General features: G+C 36.2%; 13 protein-coding genes. 5 read left to right on the top strand and 8 right to left on the bottom strand.

The annotated features are described in order from the left end of the window. Nucleotides 1-3 precede the first annotated feature (3 nt). Genes U0R11_RS05595 through U0R11_RS05585 form a run of 3 tightly spaced genes read right to left on the bottom strand, consistent with a single transcriptional unit; the run spans nucleotide 4 to nucleotide 5,410 of the window. Complete coding sequence (locus U0R11_RS05595) at nucleotides 4-1,215, bottom strand: AAA family ATPase (RefSeq protein WP_406750416.1); 1,212 nt, start codon at nucleotides 1,213-1,215, stop codon at nucleotides 4-6. A 3-nt stretch (nucleotides 1,216-1,218) separates the two neighbouring features. Continuing rightward, nucleotides 1,219-2,451, bottom strand: coding sequence for a restriction endonuclease subunit S (locus U0R11_RS05590; protein WP_406750414.1), 1,233 nt, complete (start codon nucleotides 2,449-2,451; stop codon nucleotides 1,219-1,221). Continuing rightward, nucleotides 2,444-5,410 carry a type I restriction endonuclease subunit R gene (locus tag U0R11_RS05585; protein WP_406750412.1) on the bottom strand — a complete coding sequence of 989 codons (2,967 nt, stop codon included), beginning with the start codon at nucleotides 5,408-5,410 and terminating at the stop codon, nucleotides 2,444-2,446. Before U0R11_RS05585 ends, U0R11_RS05590 begins: the two co-directional genes overlap by 8 nt. 257 nt (nucleotides 5,411-5,667) lie before the next feature. On the opposite strand from U0R11_RS05585, the gene U0R11_RS05580 reads away from it, so the two are divergent. Further along, nucleotides 5,668-6,546, top strand: coding sequence for a nucleoside phosphorylase (locus U0R11_RS05580; protein WP_406750411.1), 879 nt, complete (start codon nucleotides 5,668-5,670; stop codon nucleotides 6,544-6,546). Here the strand turns inward: U0R11_RS05580 and U0R11_RS05575 are convergent. Continuing rightward, nucleotides 6,527-7,012, bottom strand: coding sequence for a GNAT family N-acetyltransferase (locus tag U0R11_RS05575; protein WP_406750409.1), 486 nt, complete (start codon nucleotides 7,010-7,012; stop codon nucleotides 6,527-6,529). The genes U0R11_RS05580 and U0R11_RS05575 overlap by 20 nt on opposite strands. 50 nt (nucleotides 7,013-7,062) lie before the next feature. Between U0R11_RS05575 and surE the strand changes: the two genes are divergently transcribed. After that, nucleotides 7,063-7,845, top strand: a complete 783-nt coding sequence (surE, locus tag U0R11_RS05570) for a 5'/3'-nucleotidase SurE (RefSeq protein ID WP_166373966.1) — start codon at nucleotides 7,063-7,065, stop codon at nucleotides 7,843-7,845. On the opposite strand, the gene U0R11_RS05565 is transcribed toward surE, so the two are convergent. Then, a complete protein-coding gene (locus U0R11_RS05565; protein ID WP_406750407.1) occupies nucleotides 7,835-8,386 on the bottom strand; it encodes an NUDIX domain-containing protein in 552 nt (183 codons plus the stop codon). The genes surE and U0R11_RS05565 overlap by 11 nt on opposite strands. A 49-nt stretch (nucleotides 8,387-8,435) precedes the next feature. Between U0R11_RS05565 and U0R11_RS05560 the strand changes: the two genes are divergently transcribed. Further along, complete coding sequence (locus U0R11_RS05560) at nucleotides 8,436-9,422, top strand: cation diffusion facilitator family transporter (protein ID WP_406750405.1); 987 nt, start codon at nucleotides 8,436-8,438, stop codon at nucleotides 9,420-9,422. Here U0R11_RS05560 and U0R11_RS05555 read toward each other — a convergent pair. From U0R11_RS05555 to U0R11_RS05545, 3 genes are read right to left on the bottom strand one after another with little or no spacing between them, the layout of a single operon-like run. Continuing rightward, nucleotides 9,408-10,106: an SDR family NAD(P)-dependent oxidoreductase gene (locus U0R11_RS05555; protein ID WP_406750403.1), complete on the bottom strand. Its 699-nt coding sequence runs from the start codon at nucleotides 10,104-10,106 to the stop codon at nucleotides 9,408-9,410. The genes U0R11_RS05560 and U0R11_RS05555 overlap by 15 nt on opposite strands. Beyond that, nucleotides 10,106-10,810 (bottom strand): GTP cyclohydrolase I FolE, encoded by a 705-nt coding sequence (folE, locus tag U0R11_RS05550; RefSeq protein WP_406750401.1) that lies wholly within the window; start codon nucleotides 10,808-10,810, stop codon nucleotides 10,106-10,108. Before folE ends, U0R11_RS05555 begins: the two co-directional genes overlap by 1 nt. After that, entirely contained in the window at nucleotides 10,770-11,192 is a 423-nt protein-coding gene (locus tag U0R11_RS05545) for a 6-pyruvoyl trahydropterin synthase family protein (RefSeq protein WP_406750399.1), read from the bottom strand. Before U0R11_RS05545 ends, folE begins: the two co-directional genes overlap by 41 nt. A gap of 79 nt (nucleotides 11,193-11,271) precedes the next feature. On the opposite strand from U0R11_RS05545, the gene U0R11_RS05540 reads away from it, so the two are divergent. Both U0R11_RS05540 and U0R11_RS05535 read left to right on the top strand, forming a co-directional pair. Next, on the top strand, nucleotides 11,272-12,624 hold the full coding sequence (locus tag U0R11_RS05540; RefSeq protein WP_406750398.1) for a Gfo/Idh/MocA family protein: 1,353 nt from the start codon (nucleotides 11,272-11,274) through the stop codon (nucleotides 12,622-12,624). Between the two features lie 6 nt (nucleotides 12,625-12,630). After that, complete coding sequence (locus tag U0R11_RS05535; RefSeq protein WP_166373972.1) at nucleotides 12,631-13,836, top strand: sugar MFS transporter; 1,206 nt, start codon at nucleotides 12,631-12,633, stop codon at nucleotides 13,834-13,836. Nucleotides 13,837-13,877 lie beyond the last annotated feature (41 nt).

Below are 13,877 nucleotides of genomic sequence, written 5' to 3'. Positions count from 1 at the left end.
ATCTTAATTTTCTGCCGGTATTGGTTGAATTCCCTCGTTAAAAATTTCAGGGAGTCTAAATTTATATTTGTCAACAAACCCTCTAAGAATTTTTTTAAATAAATCTTTATTATCTGGTGTCATTGGTGAAGGAGCAAATATTGAATACTTACCATGACTAAGTAACTGTACTGCTCTGTGAAAAAGAACGGCATCTTCCAACCCATGAATAACCTCATCAATTCGATTGTACCCGAAAAAGCTTACAGCTTTTTCCATTACAGTCCTTAAACCATTAAAGTGGTAGGTATGAATAACTTCTGACTTTGCTGCTTTTTCCAGTTCACTCAATAATGAAATGTGGTGAAAAAATGGCGTATCTTCAGTGTCTTGTAATCTATAATCTTGAGAGTTATTTGAATGAAGGAAAAAGGTTTTCCTTTTCAATTTTAGTTCATTATAAATCACATTAAAAAAAAGACTATGGTGGGTTGATAAGACTACTTTTACTTTTCGCTCTCTTTCAACTTTCTTTTTCTCTCCAGCTTCCTCAATTTCCTGATATATTCCGCTTTCAACCATTGTGGCTAAACCACAGGCTAATGCAATGGCATTATTTTCGTCTAAGGAAGAAATTGGGTCGTCAATGTAAACATACTTTACCCAATCGTATCCTTCAGCACCATCAATTGCTAATTGATAAATAGCTAAGAAAAAACACCAGATAAATAGATTTTCTTCCCCACGTGATATTTTTATATTTTCAACATTCTGTGCTGTTCCATTTACTAATTCTTCTCTTGTAAACCTCACAGCCCAGTAAGTCTCTGGATTTTTTTTAGCAGCATCAATTGGTTTTACATAATTAAAGTCGATTGTAAAGTTGAAGTTGCTGTAATTGTGAAGTATGGGGCGAATTTTATTGTCAATGTCTAAATCCCTTATACCACCAAAAAACTTAGAATACTTATTTAGAAGGAGCACTCTATGTTCATCGCCATCTAAGTCGTTATCCCAATTGAATAAATCTTCGGTGAAAGCATTATAATATAAGGTATTTGGTCTACTATCAGCTTTACCTATTCCATTAAACTCCATAGACAATCTTGTTTTACCAGTTCCATTATGAGCATAGAAAAGAATCAAGTCTTTGAGAGGTCTATGATCTCCATTGAGATACTTTTGGAATTCGAAAGCTAACTCAGTTAGGCTATTAAAATTTGTAATTGCTGCCATCTTCTAATCATTAATTTGTGGAAACATCCCCTGCATCAACCCTTTTTTATGCAATTTCAGTAGCTCTATTTTCTCCTCTTGTGCTGTTATTAATGCATCTAAGGATGAAAGACAAGAAGCTATTTTTTGTTGTTCTTCAACTGGAGGCACTAATACCTTAATTTTGTAAATATTTGATTTCGATAAGCTTGGTATACCTCCTGCTTCATTATGGTCCATCCAATTTATATTCTCAAAAACATAAAATATATACTTCGGTAAGCAATTTTTGAATGAATATGTGTAAAATAGGGTATCAACTGTCCAAAACTTACCATTTAGAAATATAGGTTTATCAATGGTCCCTTTACGTCCGATACAAACACTATCACCCTCATATAAAAAATCATTAACAGAAAGCATATATCCACCAGATCCATAAACAGGAATTTTACCAATTTTCAGGTGTTTATAATCTCTTCCATTTCCAATTTCAAATAATTCATCAAACAACTTTTCTTCCCACTCCCCATCTTTTTCAAACTCCTTAAATCTATATTTCGGCACCCGTGCTGAGCCTGTCGAAGCATCAACCTCTTGAGGGAAAAGGTTCTGCATCAAGCCTTTTTTGTACATTTTTAAAGCATCTAACCTTTGGTTGTGTGCTTCAATTAAATCGTCTATTGATGAAAGGCAATCAGTTATGTGTTGTTGTTCATTTTTATTTTTAGGAAATGAGATTGGTAAAATTTTGATTATTTCTGCATTCAAATTTTTAACTGCCGCACCAGCTGCATAAGTATTGAAATATTCTTGACTTGATTCGTTAGAAATATAATAGTATAAATATTCTTCAAAACTTAAATCGGATATTTTACGAATTGCAATCCATCCATCGTGAATACAAGTCTTTATTTTTAGAATATAAGGCCGTCCGAAACTCATAGAGTTAGAGAGAATTAAATCGCCAGGAAAGACTTCTCTAGTACTGTTTAAAGCTTCCATTAAAACTTTTCCAGTTGTCCTCGTAATGTATTTAGAATCAGATGGTACATCTGCTATTTTTAACCAATTTAAACCATCTCCTCTAGTTGTAAGATAATCTTGAATTGGTCTTGGTGAACCACCACGAACAATTTCAGAAAGTTGTCCTAGTTCTAGTAGTTCCCAATTCCCATCATTCTTAAACTCTGGAAAACGCAATTCAGGGATTAACTCTTTGGTTTTGTTCAGGGTCATTTGTCTATCTTTACTCATATGCTGCTAATCCTGATATTTCACGCCCTTGGGCAAGTTTTTTTAATTGTGGCACCAAGTCTGCCATCAACGCTAATTCTTTATTTCTTCGTTCTTTCCAACTTAAATCTAAAGGTTCTAATAAGTCGGTCAGTTGCTCTCCATCAAAAATCATTCGGCTCATAATAGATTCCACAAATACTTTTAGATCGGCTGTTTGTAATCCATGTTTCTGGGCAATTTCTGCCAATTCTTGGTTGTATTTATCGAACTTAAAAAAAGTAAAGCCTTTACGAAGAGAATCTACATCAAGTCCACTATTCCAGTCCAAACTCTCGATATAATCACTTAAATCTTCTTGCTCATCCATCAGGTTGGCATTCGAATTTAGTAAACTTATGATCTGGGATTTAGACATTTTTTGTTTAGCGGGCTTTTGCTGTGTACTGTCTGCAATTAAGTTCATGATGTAATCATAATCAATCACAGCGGATGCAAATAGCACAAACTCAAAATCCAATTGTTGAATATCGTTAGGTACTTCTTCACCTTTACTTTCTTGAATTTCTTTTAATTTTTTAGCAGTTTCTATATAGGAGCTTTTAAATGAAATTAGGATGTCTTTGGGCAAAATCGCTTCAATTTCGGCCTTTTGTTGATCATTTAAATCAGTATACTGATCTAATTGGGTTTTAAAACGTTGAACCTCTTTAAAATTCTTAATGAAATTAATTTTTGCCGCATGACCTTTTAAATTATACACTTGTTGAGGTTCATTTAGTAAATCATGTTCATGCATGAATACGCCTAGTTTATCCACAGCCTCCTTGAATTTATCAATTATGATGGGAGCTGGATCTACCATCCAAATTTCTCTAGCTCTGCCACTATCTTCACCAGAAAATAGCGCAATGGCTTGGTTCACAGCCTCTTGTTGAGAGCGAAAATCGAGAATGCTACCGTATGGTTTCGTGTCATTAAGAACACGGTTGGTTCTGGAATAGGCCTGAATTAATCCGTGGTATTTCAAATTTTTGTCCACGTACAATGTGTTCAGGTATTTAGAATCAAAACCTGTGAGCAACATATCTACCACGATGGTAATATCAATCTTATTCTCGTGTGAATAATCCTTGTTGCTGTATTTCTGGTCTTTGATTCGTCTTTGTATATCTTGATAGTACAAGTCGAATTGACTCATATCATGGTTAGTGCCATATTGTTTATTGTAATCAGCTATAATAGTTTTAAGAGCTGCCTTTTTTTCTTCAGGATTATGTTTGTTGTCCTCTTTTTCTTGAATTAGGTCTTCTTGAATCTGTTGAATATCAGTGTTTCCTTCGGCTGGAGGGGAAAAAACACAAGCAATGTTTAAAGGGTGATAGTCATCATTTTCTAATTGTTTCTTCTTTTGTAATTCTTTGAAAAGCTGATAATATTCAATAGCATTATTAATAGAAGCCGTTGCGAAAATGGCATTAAAACGTCTTGAATTTGTTGCGGCATCATGCTTATCTAAAATAGCCTCTACCACAGCTTGTTGTGTAATGGCTATTCCTGGCTTTGCAGGTTGAGCCCCTTTTCCCTTGAAAAAATCAATGTGAAATCGTAATACATTATTGTCATCAATAGCATGAGTAATAGTGTAAGCATGCAATTGTTTTTCAAAAATGTCTAGTGTTGTTTTATAAGATGCATATTCGCCTTCTCTGATATTGTAATTCGCATTCTCATCAAAAATAGGTGTTCCAGTAAATCCAAATAATTGGGCGTTGGGAAAAAACTCTTTTATGGCACTATGATTTTGGCCAAATTGAGAACGATGACATTCATCAAAGATGAAAACGATTCGTTTTTTGCTCAAAGGCTCTAAACGATCTTTGTAATTTTTCTTATTAGACCCATCTAAAGCGAGTCCTAGTTTTTGAATGGTGGTTACAATAACTTTATCCGAATAATCACTAGAAAGTAAGCGTCTAACCAAGGTTTCCGTATTGGTATTTTCTTCAACGCTTCCTTCTTGAAATTTATTGAACTCTTCTCGGGTCTGTCTGTCGAGGTCCTTACGGTCCACGACAAATAAACATTTTTCAATGTCTGGATTATCCTTTAGGAGAGTAGATGCTTTAAATGAAGTCAATGTTTTACCACTTCCAGTAGTGTGCCATATATATCCGTTACCCCTGTTTTGCAGAATGCAATCTACTATTGCTTTCACTGCATAAATCTGATATGGTCGCATGACGAGCAATCTTTGTTCACTTTCCACTAGCACCATATATTTGCTAATCATTTCAGCAAGTGTACATTTGCTCAGAAATTTTTCAGTAAAATCGAATAGCTTATTTATTTTTTTATTTTCAATATCTGCCAGTTCATAAACAGGTAAAAATTGTTCATCAGCATTAAAAGCAAAATGTTGGTTCTTGTTGTTGGCAAAGTAAAGTGTCCTGCTTCCATTACTAACTATAAACATCTGCATGAAGCATAGAAGTGAATTTCCATATCCATTACCAGGCTCATTTTTGTATTCCACGATTTGTTGAATTGCTTTTCGTGGAGAAATATCCAGTTTCTTTAATTCTATTTGTACAACAGGTAAACCATTGATAAGCAATATGATATCGAAACGATGATGGCTATTTTCTGTGTTAATCCGTAACTGATTGATTACTTCAAATTCATTTTTGCACCAATCTTTAATATTAACTAATGTATAATGTAATGGGGTTCCATCTTCACGTTGAAAATATTGTTTTTCACGCAAGAATTTAGAAGCATTAAATACGTCAGGTTTAATTAAATCTTCCCTAAGTCTTAAAAATTCATTGTCAGATAATCGAACACGATTAAGGGCTTCAAATTTGGATTTGAAGTTTTGTTCCAATGATTTCCTGTCAACAATTTCGGGACGATAGATGTATTTAAGCTCTTCAAGATGCTTAATTAATTTTTCTTCTATTTGATTCTCTTTTGTCATTCAATTAATCAAGTTGGACATTTCAATTAGTTAAATTACATATATTTCTGCAATTATTTTTGTAAGATTATTTCATTTTGTTTTTGGTGTGTAATTCAATAAAAAGTATTTATACCCTCAAAAATAATTTATTTCTTTTAATTCAAATAGCATTAATTCTTTCAATGATGTACAATATAAATTAGTAGATAATTTTCAAAAATTCCATCCGTTATAATTTATGTTATACTCCTTGTTAATAATTTTTAAATTTGTTCATGACCTATTTCTCGCCGACCGACTTGATTATAAACCCTGATGGAAGTTCATATCATTTGAACATTCGTCCTGAGCAATTATGTGATACCATTTTCATGGTTGGTGACCCTGAACGTGTAGAAAAGGTTTCCTGCCATTTTGACCGTATTCATTTCGAAATCCATAGAAGGGAGTTTGTAAGCCATTTTGGAGAACTGGCAGGAAAGCCCATAGGGGTACTTTCTAGTGGCATTGGGGCCGATAATGTTGAAATTGTCATGAATGAATTGGATGCCTTAGCTAATATTGATTTTGAAACAAGAGTGGAAAAAAGTCAAAAGCGTTCCTTGAATCTCATACGAATGGGTACCTCAGGCTCCATTCAAGAAGATATCCCTGTCGATTCAGTTCTGATATCTGAGGCTGCCATAGGCTTTGATAATTTGGCTCAATTTTATGATTTTTCTTCGGATAAAAGCCTTCCTCAAAAGGATTTGGATCAATTTTGCGAACAAATTGGCTATCCTTTGCCTATTTATGGAGCGAAAGCTTCCAATCAATTAGTACATCTATTCACTCAAGATGCCTATTTTCAGGATGCTTATCTGGGTACCACCCTAACAGCACCTGGCTTTTATGCTCCACAAGGTCGCACTGTGCGAATGAATTCGATCTTACCTAATTTTTTAAATGACTGTTCAGCCACTCTGGTAGGAAAATTAAAAATTACCAATATTGAGATGGAGACCTCTGCTTACTATGCTTTTTCTGGAGTTTTAGGCCATGAAATGATTTCATTGAATGCCATTTTGGCCAATCGGAAAACCCATCAATTTTCATCAAATCCCGAAAAACAAATTAGTCAATTGATCGAGAAAGCTATAGCTCTCTTTTCATGATGTAATCGTTCATGTAATAGCCCTCTCCCACATGTAAATCCAGTTCTTGATCAATTTGGAAGCCTCTTTTTAAATAAAACTGAAAAGCTGAATTATGTCGGTTGACGTTTAAAAAGATGGCTTTTTGTCCATTTTCTTTGGCAAAATTTGCAACATACTCCAATAAAAATGTTCCTGCACCTCGGCTCTTTTGTTGAGGTCTCAAATAGATTTTATGGAGTTTTCCTTGTTGCGCATCCATCGCTTGGTAGGCAGCGAAACCAATGGCTCCCTCCTCTGATTCCAAAATGAAAAAATGTACATTTCCATGGAATTGTTTTTCCAATACATCCCTTCGGTACATCATATCTAACATATACACACATTGCTCCTCACTCAGGATTTCACCATAGGTAGGACGCCAAGCTTGCTCAGCTATGGCTTGAATGGTAGGAATATCATTTATTTCAGCTTTTCGGATTTGCATCGTGCAAAATTAAGTAAGCAAATTTGTAATTTCGTTAAAATTAAGAAAATATGAGTCAAGAGAAACCGCTTATTCTAATTGCTAATGACGATTCCATTCATTCTAAAGGAATTAGAGTATTAACTGAGATCATGTCAGAAATTGGAGAAGTCGTAGTAGTTGCCCCAGATAGCCATCAATCGGGTATGGGACATGCCATCACCATGGGGACTCCCATTCGTGTGACTAAAACGGAAACTTTTGGCCCCAATATTCAATCTTATAAATGTTCAGGTACACCTGCCGACTGTGTTAAATTTGGCAAGCACTATATTTTAAAAGGCCGCAAGATTGATTTGATGGTATCAGGTATCAATCACGGTTCCAATGCATCCATTTCAGTTTTGTATTCAGGAACGATGTCTGCCGCTATTGAAGCTGCCATGGAAGGAATACCAGCCATAGGTTTTTCCTTATGTGACTATGCCAATGATGCCGATTTTAGTCATTGCCATGATTTAATCATCAAAATAGCTCAGCAAGTATTAGAGCATGGTTTGCATGAAGGATTAACACTCAACGTGAATTTCCCAGCTAAATCAGAAGCTCCTATTCAAGGTATTCGGGTAGCCCGACAAGCCAAAGCGGTTTATCGAGAGTTTTTTGAAGAAAGAAAAGACCCTTACGGGCAACCCTATTTTTGGATGGATGGTTTTTTGCACAATGAAGACCTAAACAATGGAACTGATTTGGATTGGTTAACAGAAAATTATGCCACCGTAGTTCCGGTAAAATACGACTTAACGGACTATCAAGCTTTAGAAGAAATGAAGCATTGGGATTTTACGATATAAGAGATTTGACCTTTAAAATGGTCAATAAACTTAAAGCATCTTGAATTTCCCCATTTTCAGCCATGGTGAACACTTCTTGTATGGGTAGTTTCCTGACTACCAAAGACTCTGTCTCTTCAGGAGCAGCGATTCCTTGTTGAAGCTTTTTAGCCAAAAACATATTTGCTTTTTCATCTGTAACAGAATTGGATAAATAACATGTTCCAAGGCTAATCCATTCTTGGGCTTGTAAACCCGTTTCTTCTGCCAATTCTCTTTTAGCTGCTTCCAAAGGGCTTTCCTGATCTTGAATCAAACATCCTCCTTCAGGTAATTCCCAAGAATAGACATCCAAAGTATACCGATGCTGGCCCACTAAATAAGTATTTCCTTCTTCGTCCAAAGGAAAGATGGAAACAGCCGTATTTTTAAAGTGAACCAAACCATAAATACCTTCAATTTGATTCGGGTTAATGACCTCATGATGCTCAATTCGAATCCAAGGATTTTCATATACCGTATTTTTGGAGAGTGTTTTCCATGGCTTATCTTGTTCTTTCATCCTGTAAAAATAAAAGGAATTGATGTATCTTTGTGCATAAATTTTTCCCATGAAACAGCGTCTGCTGCTTGTTACTTTCTCGGTCAGTGTCTTGATTTTGATTGGGAAATTTTATGCCTATTACTTAAGTGGTTCTACCACTTTGTTGACTGATGCCCTAGAATCCATCATCAATGTCGTAGCTGGAGCATTTGCCTTTTATTCGGTTTATTTAGCCTCTTTGCCCAAAGACCTGAATCATCCCTATGGGCATGGGAAAATTGAGTTTTTCGCTTCTGGTTTAGAAGGAGTTTTGATTTTGTTGGCTGCTGCTTATATCTTTTTACATGCCTCTCAGCATTTGTGGACCAATCAAGAGCTCAAGAGTTTGGATATGGGTATGGCCATTTCTTTGGGATCCTCTGCATTGAATGGTATCATGGGGTATTTATTGATTCAAATGGGTAAAAAGGAGCATTCTCCAACCATGGTAGCAGATGGGAAACACTTACGTTTAGATGCCTATAATAGTTTATTAGTCGTATTGGCCTTAGCTATCACCTATTTTACCAATTGGTTATGGGTTGACTCAGCTGCATCTCTCTTATTTGCTTTTTTCATGTTTTGGCAAGGTATTCGTCTAATTCGTACTTCGGTAGCTGCTCTAATGGATGAAACAAATCCTAAAGTATTTCGGATGGTCATTGAATGGATCACCAAAAACCAAAGAGATGAATGGATTGATTTACACAATTTACGGGTTCAGCAATATGGGGGTGATTTACATATCGACTGCCATTTAACACTTCCTCGCTATTGGGATTTAAATCATGTTCATGAGGAAATTCACGACTTTGAAGGTACTTTATCACAAGTTTTACCTACCCACATTGAGATATTTGTCCATGCAGACCCTTGTTTGGATGAATGCTGTGCACATTGTCAAGTGGCCAACTGCCCTATCCGTGCACAAGCATTTGTCGATAAAATTGAATGGAATAATGTGAATTTAGCTTTGAATCAAAAGCACTTTCTGGAACAATTAAACCGTTCTTAGGCTTCCTATCCCTCCGTCAACTCCAATCACTTGTCCCGTTATCCAAGAATTTTCAGGCTTAAGTAAGAATGCAGTTAAATTAGCTACGTCTTCCGCCTGACCAACACGTCCTAGTGGATGTCTTTTTCCTCCAGCTTCAATTTTCTCTGGACTACTCAATAGATTCTGAGCCAAAGGTGTTTGAGTTAAGGAAGGAGCAATAGCATTCACTCGAATTTTGAAACTACTCAATTCAGCAGCTAATGATCGAGTTAAACCTTCAATGGCACCTTTGGAACTAGCAATAGATGCATGGAATCCCATACCTGTTTGTACTGCCACGGTACTAAATAGCACGATTGAAGCACTATTGGATTGTTTTAAGGAAGCTAATAAGGCTTGAATCACGCGAACCGCACCCAAAACATTGATTTTAAAATCTAGTTCAAAATCAGTTGTTGATAATCGATGAAATGGTTTTAATACGATGCTTCCAGGGCAATAAGCAATACCATCTACAGAATCTTGAATGGTTGAAAATATGCTATCATCCTCTTGAAGGGCATCCCAGGTATAGTTTTCAATACCCGCCAAATCAGCTGCTTTTCTAGAAAAATTTAAAACACGATGTCCAGAGGCTACTAATTGCTCAGCTATAGAGTAGCCAATCCCCTGGCTAGCTCCAACAATCACATAAATTCCCATTAAACCGACTGAATACCGCCTAAAAATTCTTTTTTAGTTGCTTCTTCTTGGAATTTACCTCCGTAAAAGGAAGTAATAGTGGATGTAGCATCATCTTTAACCCCACGAGAAGAAACACACAAATGTTTGGCATCAATATAAATAGCCACATGTTCTGTTTCAAGCACTCGTTGCAAGTGTTTGGCAATTTGCATCGTCAAACGTTCCTGAACCTGAGGTCTTTTGGCATAATACTGTACAATTCGGTTCAATTTCGATAAACCAATTACTTTACCTGAAGAAATGTAAGCAATATGCGTTTTACCAACGATGGGAACAAAATGATGCTCGCAATTGGAGTAAAAACTGATATTTTTCTCAATTAGCATTTCATTATAGCCAAATTTATTTTCAAATAAGGCTACCTGAGGCTCATTTTTAGGATTTAATCCACTAAATATCTCTTCTATGTACATTTTGGCTACACGCTTTGGCGTACCCTTTAGTGAATCATCTGTCAAATCTAAACCTAGAGTCAACATGATTTCTCTAAAATGCCCCTCGATTTTTTTGATTTTTTCTGCATCAGAAAGATCGAATGCATCTGAACGCATAGGCGTTTCTATCGAAGTCGCTATGTGATTATCTCCAATCTCATCATCTGTGAAATGGAAATTTTCCGTATCAATGAGCAGGGAATTCAACAAAATTTCTTTCTGTTTCATATAATCTGATTTTTAAATCAAGGTTTGTGGCAAGTGCTGCTCTAATTTTTTGATAAATTACAAAGGCAATGTTTTCAGCCGTCGGATTCAATTGAGCAAATTCGGGCACATCTAAATTTAGATTTTTATGGTCAAATTTTTCAATGATTTCCTTTTGAATCAGTTGGGAAACTTCCTTCATATCTATCACATAACCCGTTTCTGGATTAATTGTTCCAGTAATTTGCACAATTAATTCATAATTGTGACCATGGAAATTGGGATTATTGCACAATCCAAACACTTCTTGGTTCTTTTCATCTGACCAATTGGCATTATACAATCGATGAGCAGCATTAAAATGCTCTTTCCTAAATACACTTACACGGGGAAACTCTATCATTTTTTTAAATTGGATATAAATTTACAGCCATAATTTGATTAAATTTCAATTTCATTACCTAAAACCAGTTTAACTATTTATGAAAAGGCGAAATTTTATTTCAAAATCGCTGCTATATACGTCGTCTGCTGCTCTATTCCCGACTATTTTAAAAGGCATAACACCAGAACAAACAAAAGTGCGTTTAGGTTTCATTGGTGTTGGACTTCGTGGAAGAAATCACTTAGAAATGGCGATGTATCGTTCTGATGTGGAAATTGTAGCAATTTGTGATATTGATCCACAAGCTATTCAGATTTCTCAAAAAATGATTCGTGATAAAGGCCGTAAAGAAGCGGTCGTATATCAACAAGGGGATCATGACTTTGAAAACTTAGTTAAACGAAACGACATTGATGGCGTGATTATCGCTACTCCTTGGGAATGGCATGTGCCTATGGCCTTAGCTTCCATGAAAGAAGGAAAATATACCGGTGTGGAAGTCTCTGCTACGGTCACATTAAAAGAATCATGGGATTTAGTGAATATGTACGAAAAAACAGGTTCACATTGCATGATTTTGGAAAATGTCTGCTACCGTCGTGATGTCTTGGCTGTATTAAACATGGTTCGTCAAGGCATGTTTGGCTCATTAACCCATGTACAATGTGGATACCAACATGATTTACGAGAAGTGAAATTCAATGATGGAGTCAAGCCTTATGGTGGCGGGGTAGAATTTGGTGCCAAAGGATTTTCTGAGGCAAAATGGAGAACACAACACTCCATAGACCGTAATGGAGATATTTATCCAACCCATGGTTTAGGCCCTGTGGCTGAAATGCTTAATATCAACCGTGGAAATCAGTTTTTACATTTAACATCCATGGCTAGCCCAGCCTTGGGTTTGCAGAAATACATCGTAGATAAAGGAGGGAAAGATCATCCCAATGCCAAAACCAAGTTTAAATTGGGAGATGTCGTAACTACCTTAATCAAATGTGCCAATGGCGAAACCATCATGATTTCGCATGATACCAACTCTCCTAGACCTTATTCCTTAGGTTTCCGAGTGCAAGGAACCAATGGTTTATGGATGGATGATAATAAATCCATTTATTTGGAGGGTGTCTCTCCCAAAGCCCATAGCTGGGAGCCGTTCAAACCTTACCAAGAGAAATACGATCATCCACTATGGAAAGCGCATGCTCAGGATGCTGAAAATGCTGGCCATGGGGGAATTGATTATTTTGTATTAAGAGCCTTTATTGAATCTATTAAAAATAAAGTAGCCCCTCCTATTGATGTATATGATGCAGCAGCGTGGTCAGCTATTTCACCACTATCAGAAGAATCCATTGCTAAAGGATCTGCTCCTATTAAAATTCCAGATTTCACTCGAGGAAAATGGAAAACGAATCAACCTATTTTTGCTTTACATGATAACTATTAAACCTTTATGACAACTACAAACAAACCTACCAACACCTCAGCTGCTCTGTTAATTATCGGAATACTCTTCTTTGTATTTGGATTTGTGACTTGGGTAAACTCCGTATTAATTGCTTTTTTCAAAGCAGCCTTTGCGTTAAATAATTTTGAATCTCTATTAGTAACCTCTGCTTTCTTTATTTCTTACTTTGTCATGGCTATTCCATCTTCTTGGGTCTTAGCGAAAACAGGATTCAAAAACGGAATGTCTCTTGGTCTAATGGTCATGGCCGTAGGAACTGTATTATTTGTACCTGCTGCTCAAATGTCTAATTACCCCATGTTCCTTTTAGGATTATTCGTCATCGGAACAGGATTAGCCCTTTTACAAACAGCTTCTAATCCTTATGTAACCATCTTGGGTTCACCAGATTCAGCAGCTAAGCGCATCTCTGTCATGGGAATTTGCAATAAAGTGGCTGGTATTTTAAGTCAGTTTATTTTTGGCGGCTTATTATTGTCTTCCACCACGGATGCTAAAGATTTAAGCATTGTCGTTAACCCTTATTTAATCATGACTGGGGTTTTAGTGGGATTGGCTTTATTGGTTCGTTTCTCAACTTTACCAGAAGTGGAAGCAGAAGAAAGTGCAGAATCGGCAGCAGAACAACGTTCTAGTGTATGGGCTTATCCGAATTTAGTGTTAGGGCTCGTTGCATTCTTTTTATACGTAGGTGTAGAAGTAATGGCGGGTGATACGATCATTAATTATGGCGTATCTCAAGGTATTGATATGGAAGTAGCCAAAACCTTTACGACCTATACATTGTATGGCATGTTGGCCGGATATGTTGTGGGTATATTATTCATCCCGAAGATTTTATCTCAACAAAAAGCCTTGAATTATTCCGCAATATTAGGGGTAGTATTTTCTCTTGGAACAGTCCTTTTAGACGGATATTATTCAGTGATGTGCTTAGCCTTGTTAGGTCTAGCCAATGCGCTTATGTGGCCTGCTTTATGGCCATTAGCAATCAGTGGTCTAGGTAAATACACGAAATTGGGTTCTGCATTAATTATTATGATGATTTCTGGAGGTGCTTTAATTCCCTTATTGTACGGGGATATTGCCGATAGAATTCAAGATACGCAAATAGCTTATGTCATTATGGTTCCCTGCTATTTGTTTATTTTATTTTACGCAACAATCGGACACAAAAAGAGTTCTTGGTAGTAGCATCATGCAAAAAGAGCCTCATCTTATTTCCATGAGAT

This window comes from Aquirufa salirivi, assembly GCF_045310485.1.
GTDB lineage: Bacteria > Bacteroidota > Bacteroidia > Cytophagales > Spirosomataceae > Aquirufa > Aquirufa salirivi.
This window is presented reverse-complemented; position numbering and strand designations above follow the sequence as displayed.

Bases quoted from the DNA above. Each gene is read 5' to 3' on its own strand.
- U0R11_RS05575 (WP_406750409.1), bottom strand. From the start codon at position 7,012: ATGCAAATCCGAAAAGCTGAAATAAATGATATTCCTACCATTCAAGCC.
- U0R11_RS05555 (WP_406750403.1), bottom strand. From the start codon at position 10,106: ATGGGAATTTATGTGATTGTTGGAGCTAGCCAGGGGATTGGCTACTCT.
- U0R11_RS05535 (WP_166373972.1), top strand. From the start codon at position 12,631: ATGACAACTACAAACAAACCTACCAACACCTCAGCTGCTCTGTTAATT.
- U0R11_RS05540 (WP_406750398.1), top strand. From the start codon at position 11,272: ATGAAAAGGCGAAATTTTATTTCAAAATCGCTGCTATATACGTCGTCT.
- U0R11_RS05585 (WP_406750412.1), bottom strand. From the start codon at position 5,410: ATGACAAAAGAGAATCAAATAGAAGAAAAATTAATTAAGCATCTTGAA.
- U0R11_RS05595 (WP_406750416.1), bottom strand. From the start codon at position 1,215: ATGGCAGCAATTACAAATTTTAATAGCCTAACTGAGTTAGCTTTCGAA.
- U0R11_RS05590 (WP_406750414.1), bottom strand. From the start codon at position 2,451: ATGAGTAAAGATAGACAAATGACCCTGAACAAAACCAAAGAGTTAATC.
- U0R11_RS05580 (WP_406750411.1), top strand. From the start codon at position 5,668: ATGACCTATTTCTCGCCGACCGACTTGATTATAAACCCTGATGGAAGT.
- surE (WP_166373966.1), top strand. From the start codon at position 7,063: ATGAGTCAAGAGAAACCGCTTATTCTAATTGCTAATGACGATTCCATT.
- folE (WP_406750401.1), bottom strand. From the start codon at position 10,810: ATGAAACAGAAAGAAATTTTGTTGAATTCCCTGCTCATTGATACGGAA.
- U0R11_RS05560 (WP_406750405.1), top strand. From the start codon at position 8,436: ATGAAACAGCGTCTGCTGCTTGTTACTTTCTCGGTCAGTGTCTTGATT.
- U0R11_RS05545 (WP_406750399.1), bottom strand. From the start codon at position 11,192: ATGATAGAGTTTCCCCGTGTAAGTGTATTTAGGAAAGAGCATTTTAAT.
- U0R11_RS05565 (WP_406750407.1), bottom strand. From the start codon at position 8,386: ATGAAAGAACAAGATAAGCCATGGAAAACACTCTCCAAAAATACGGTA.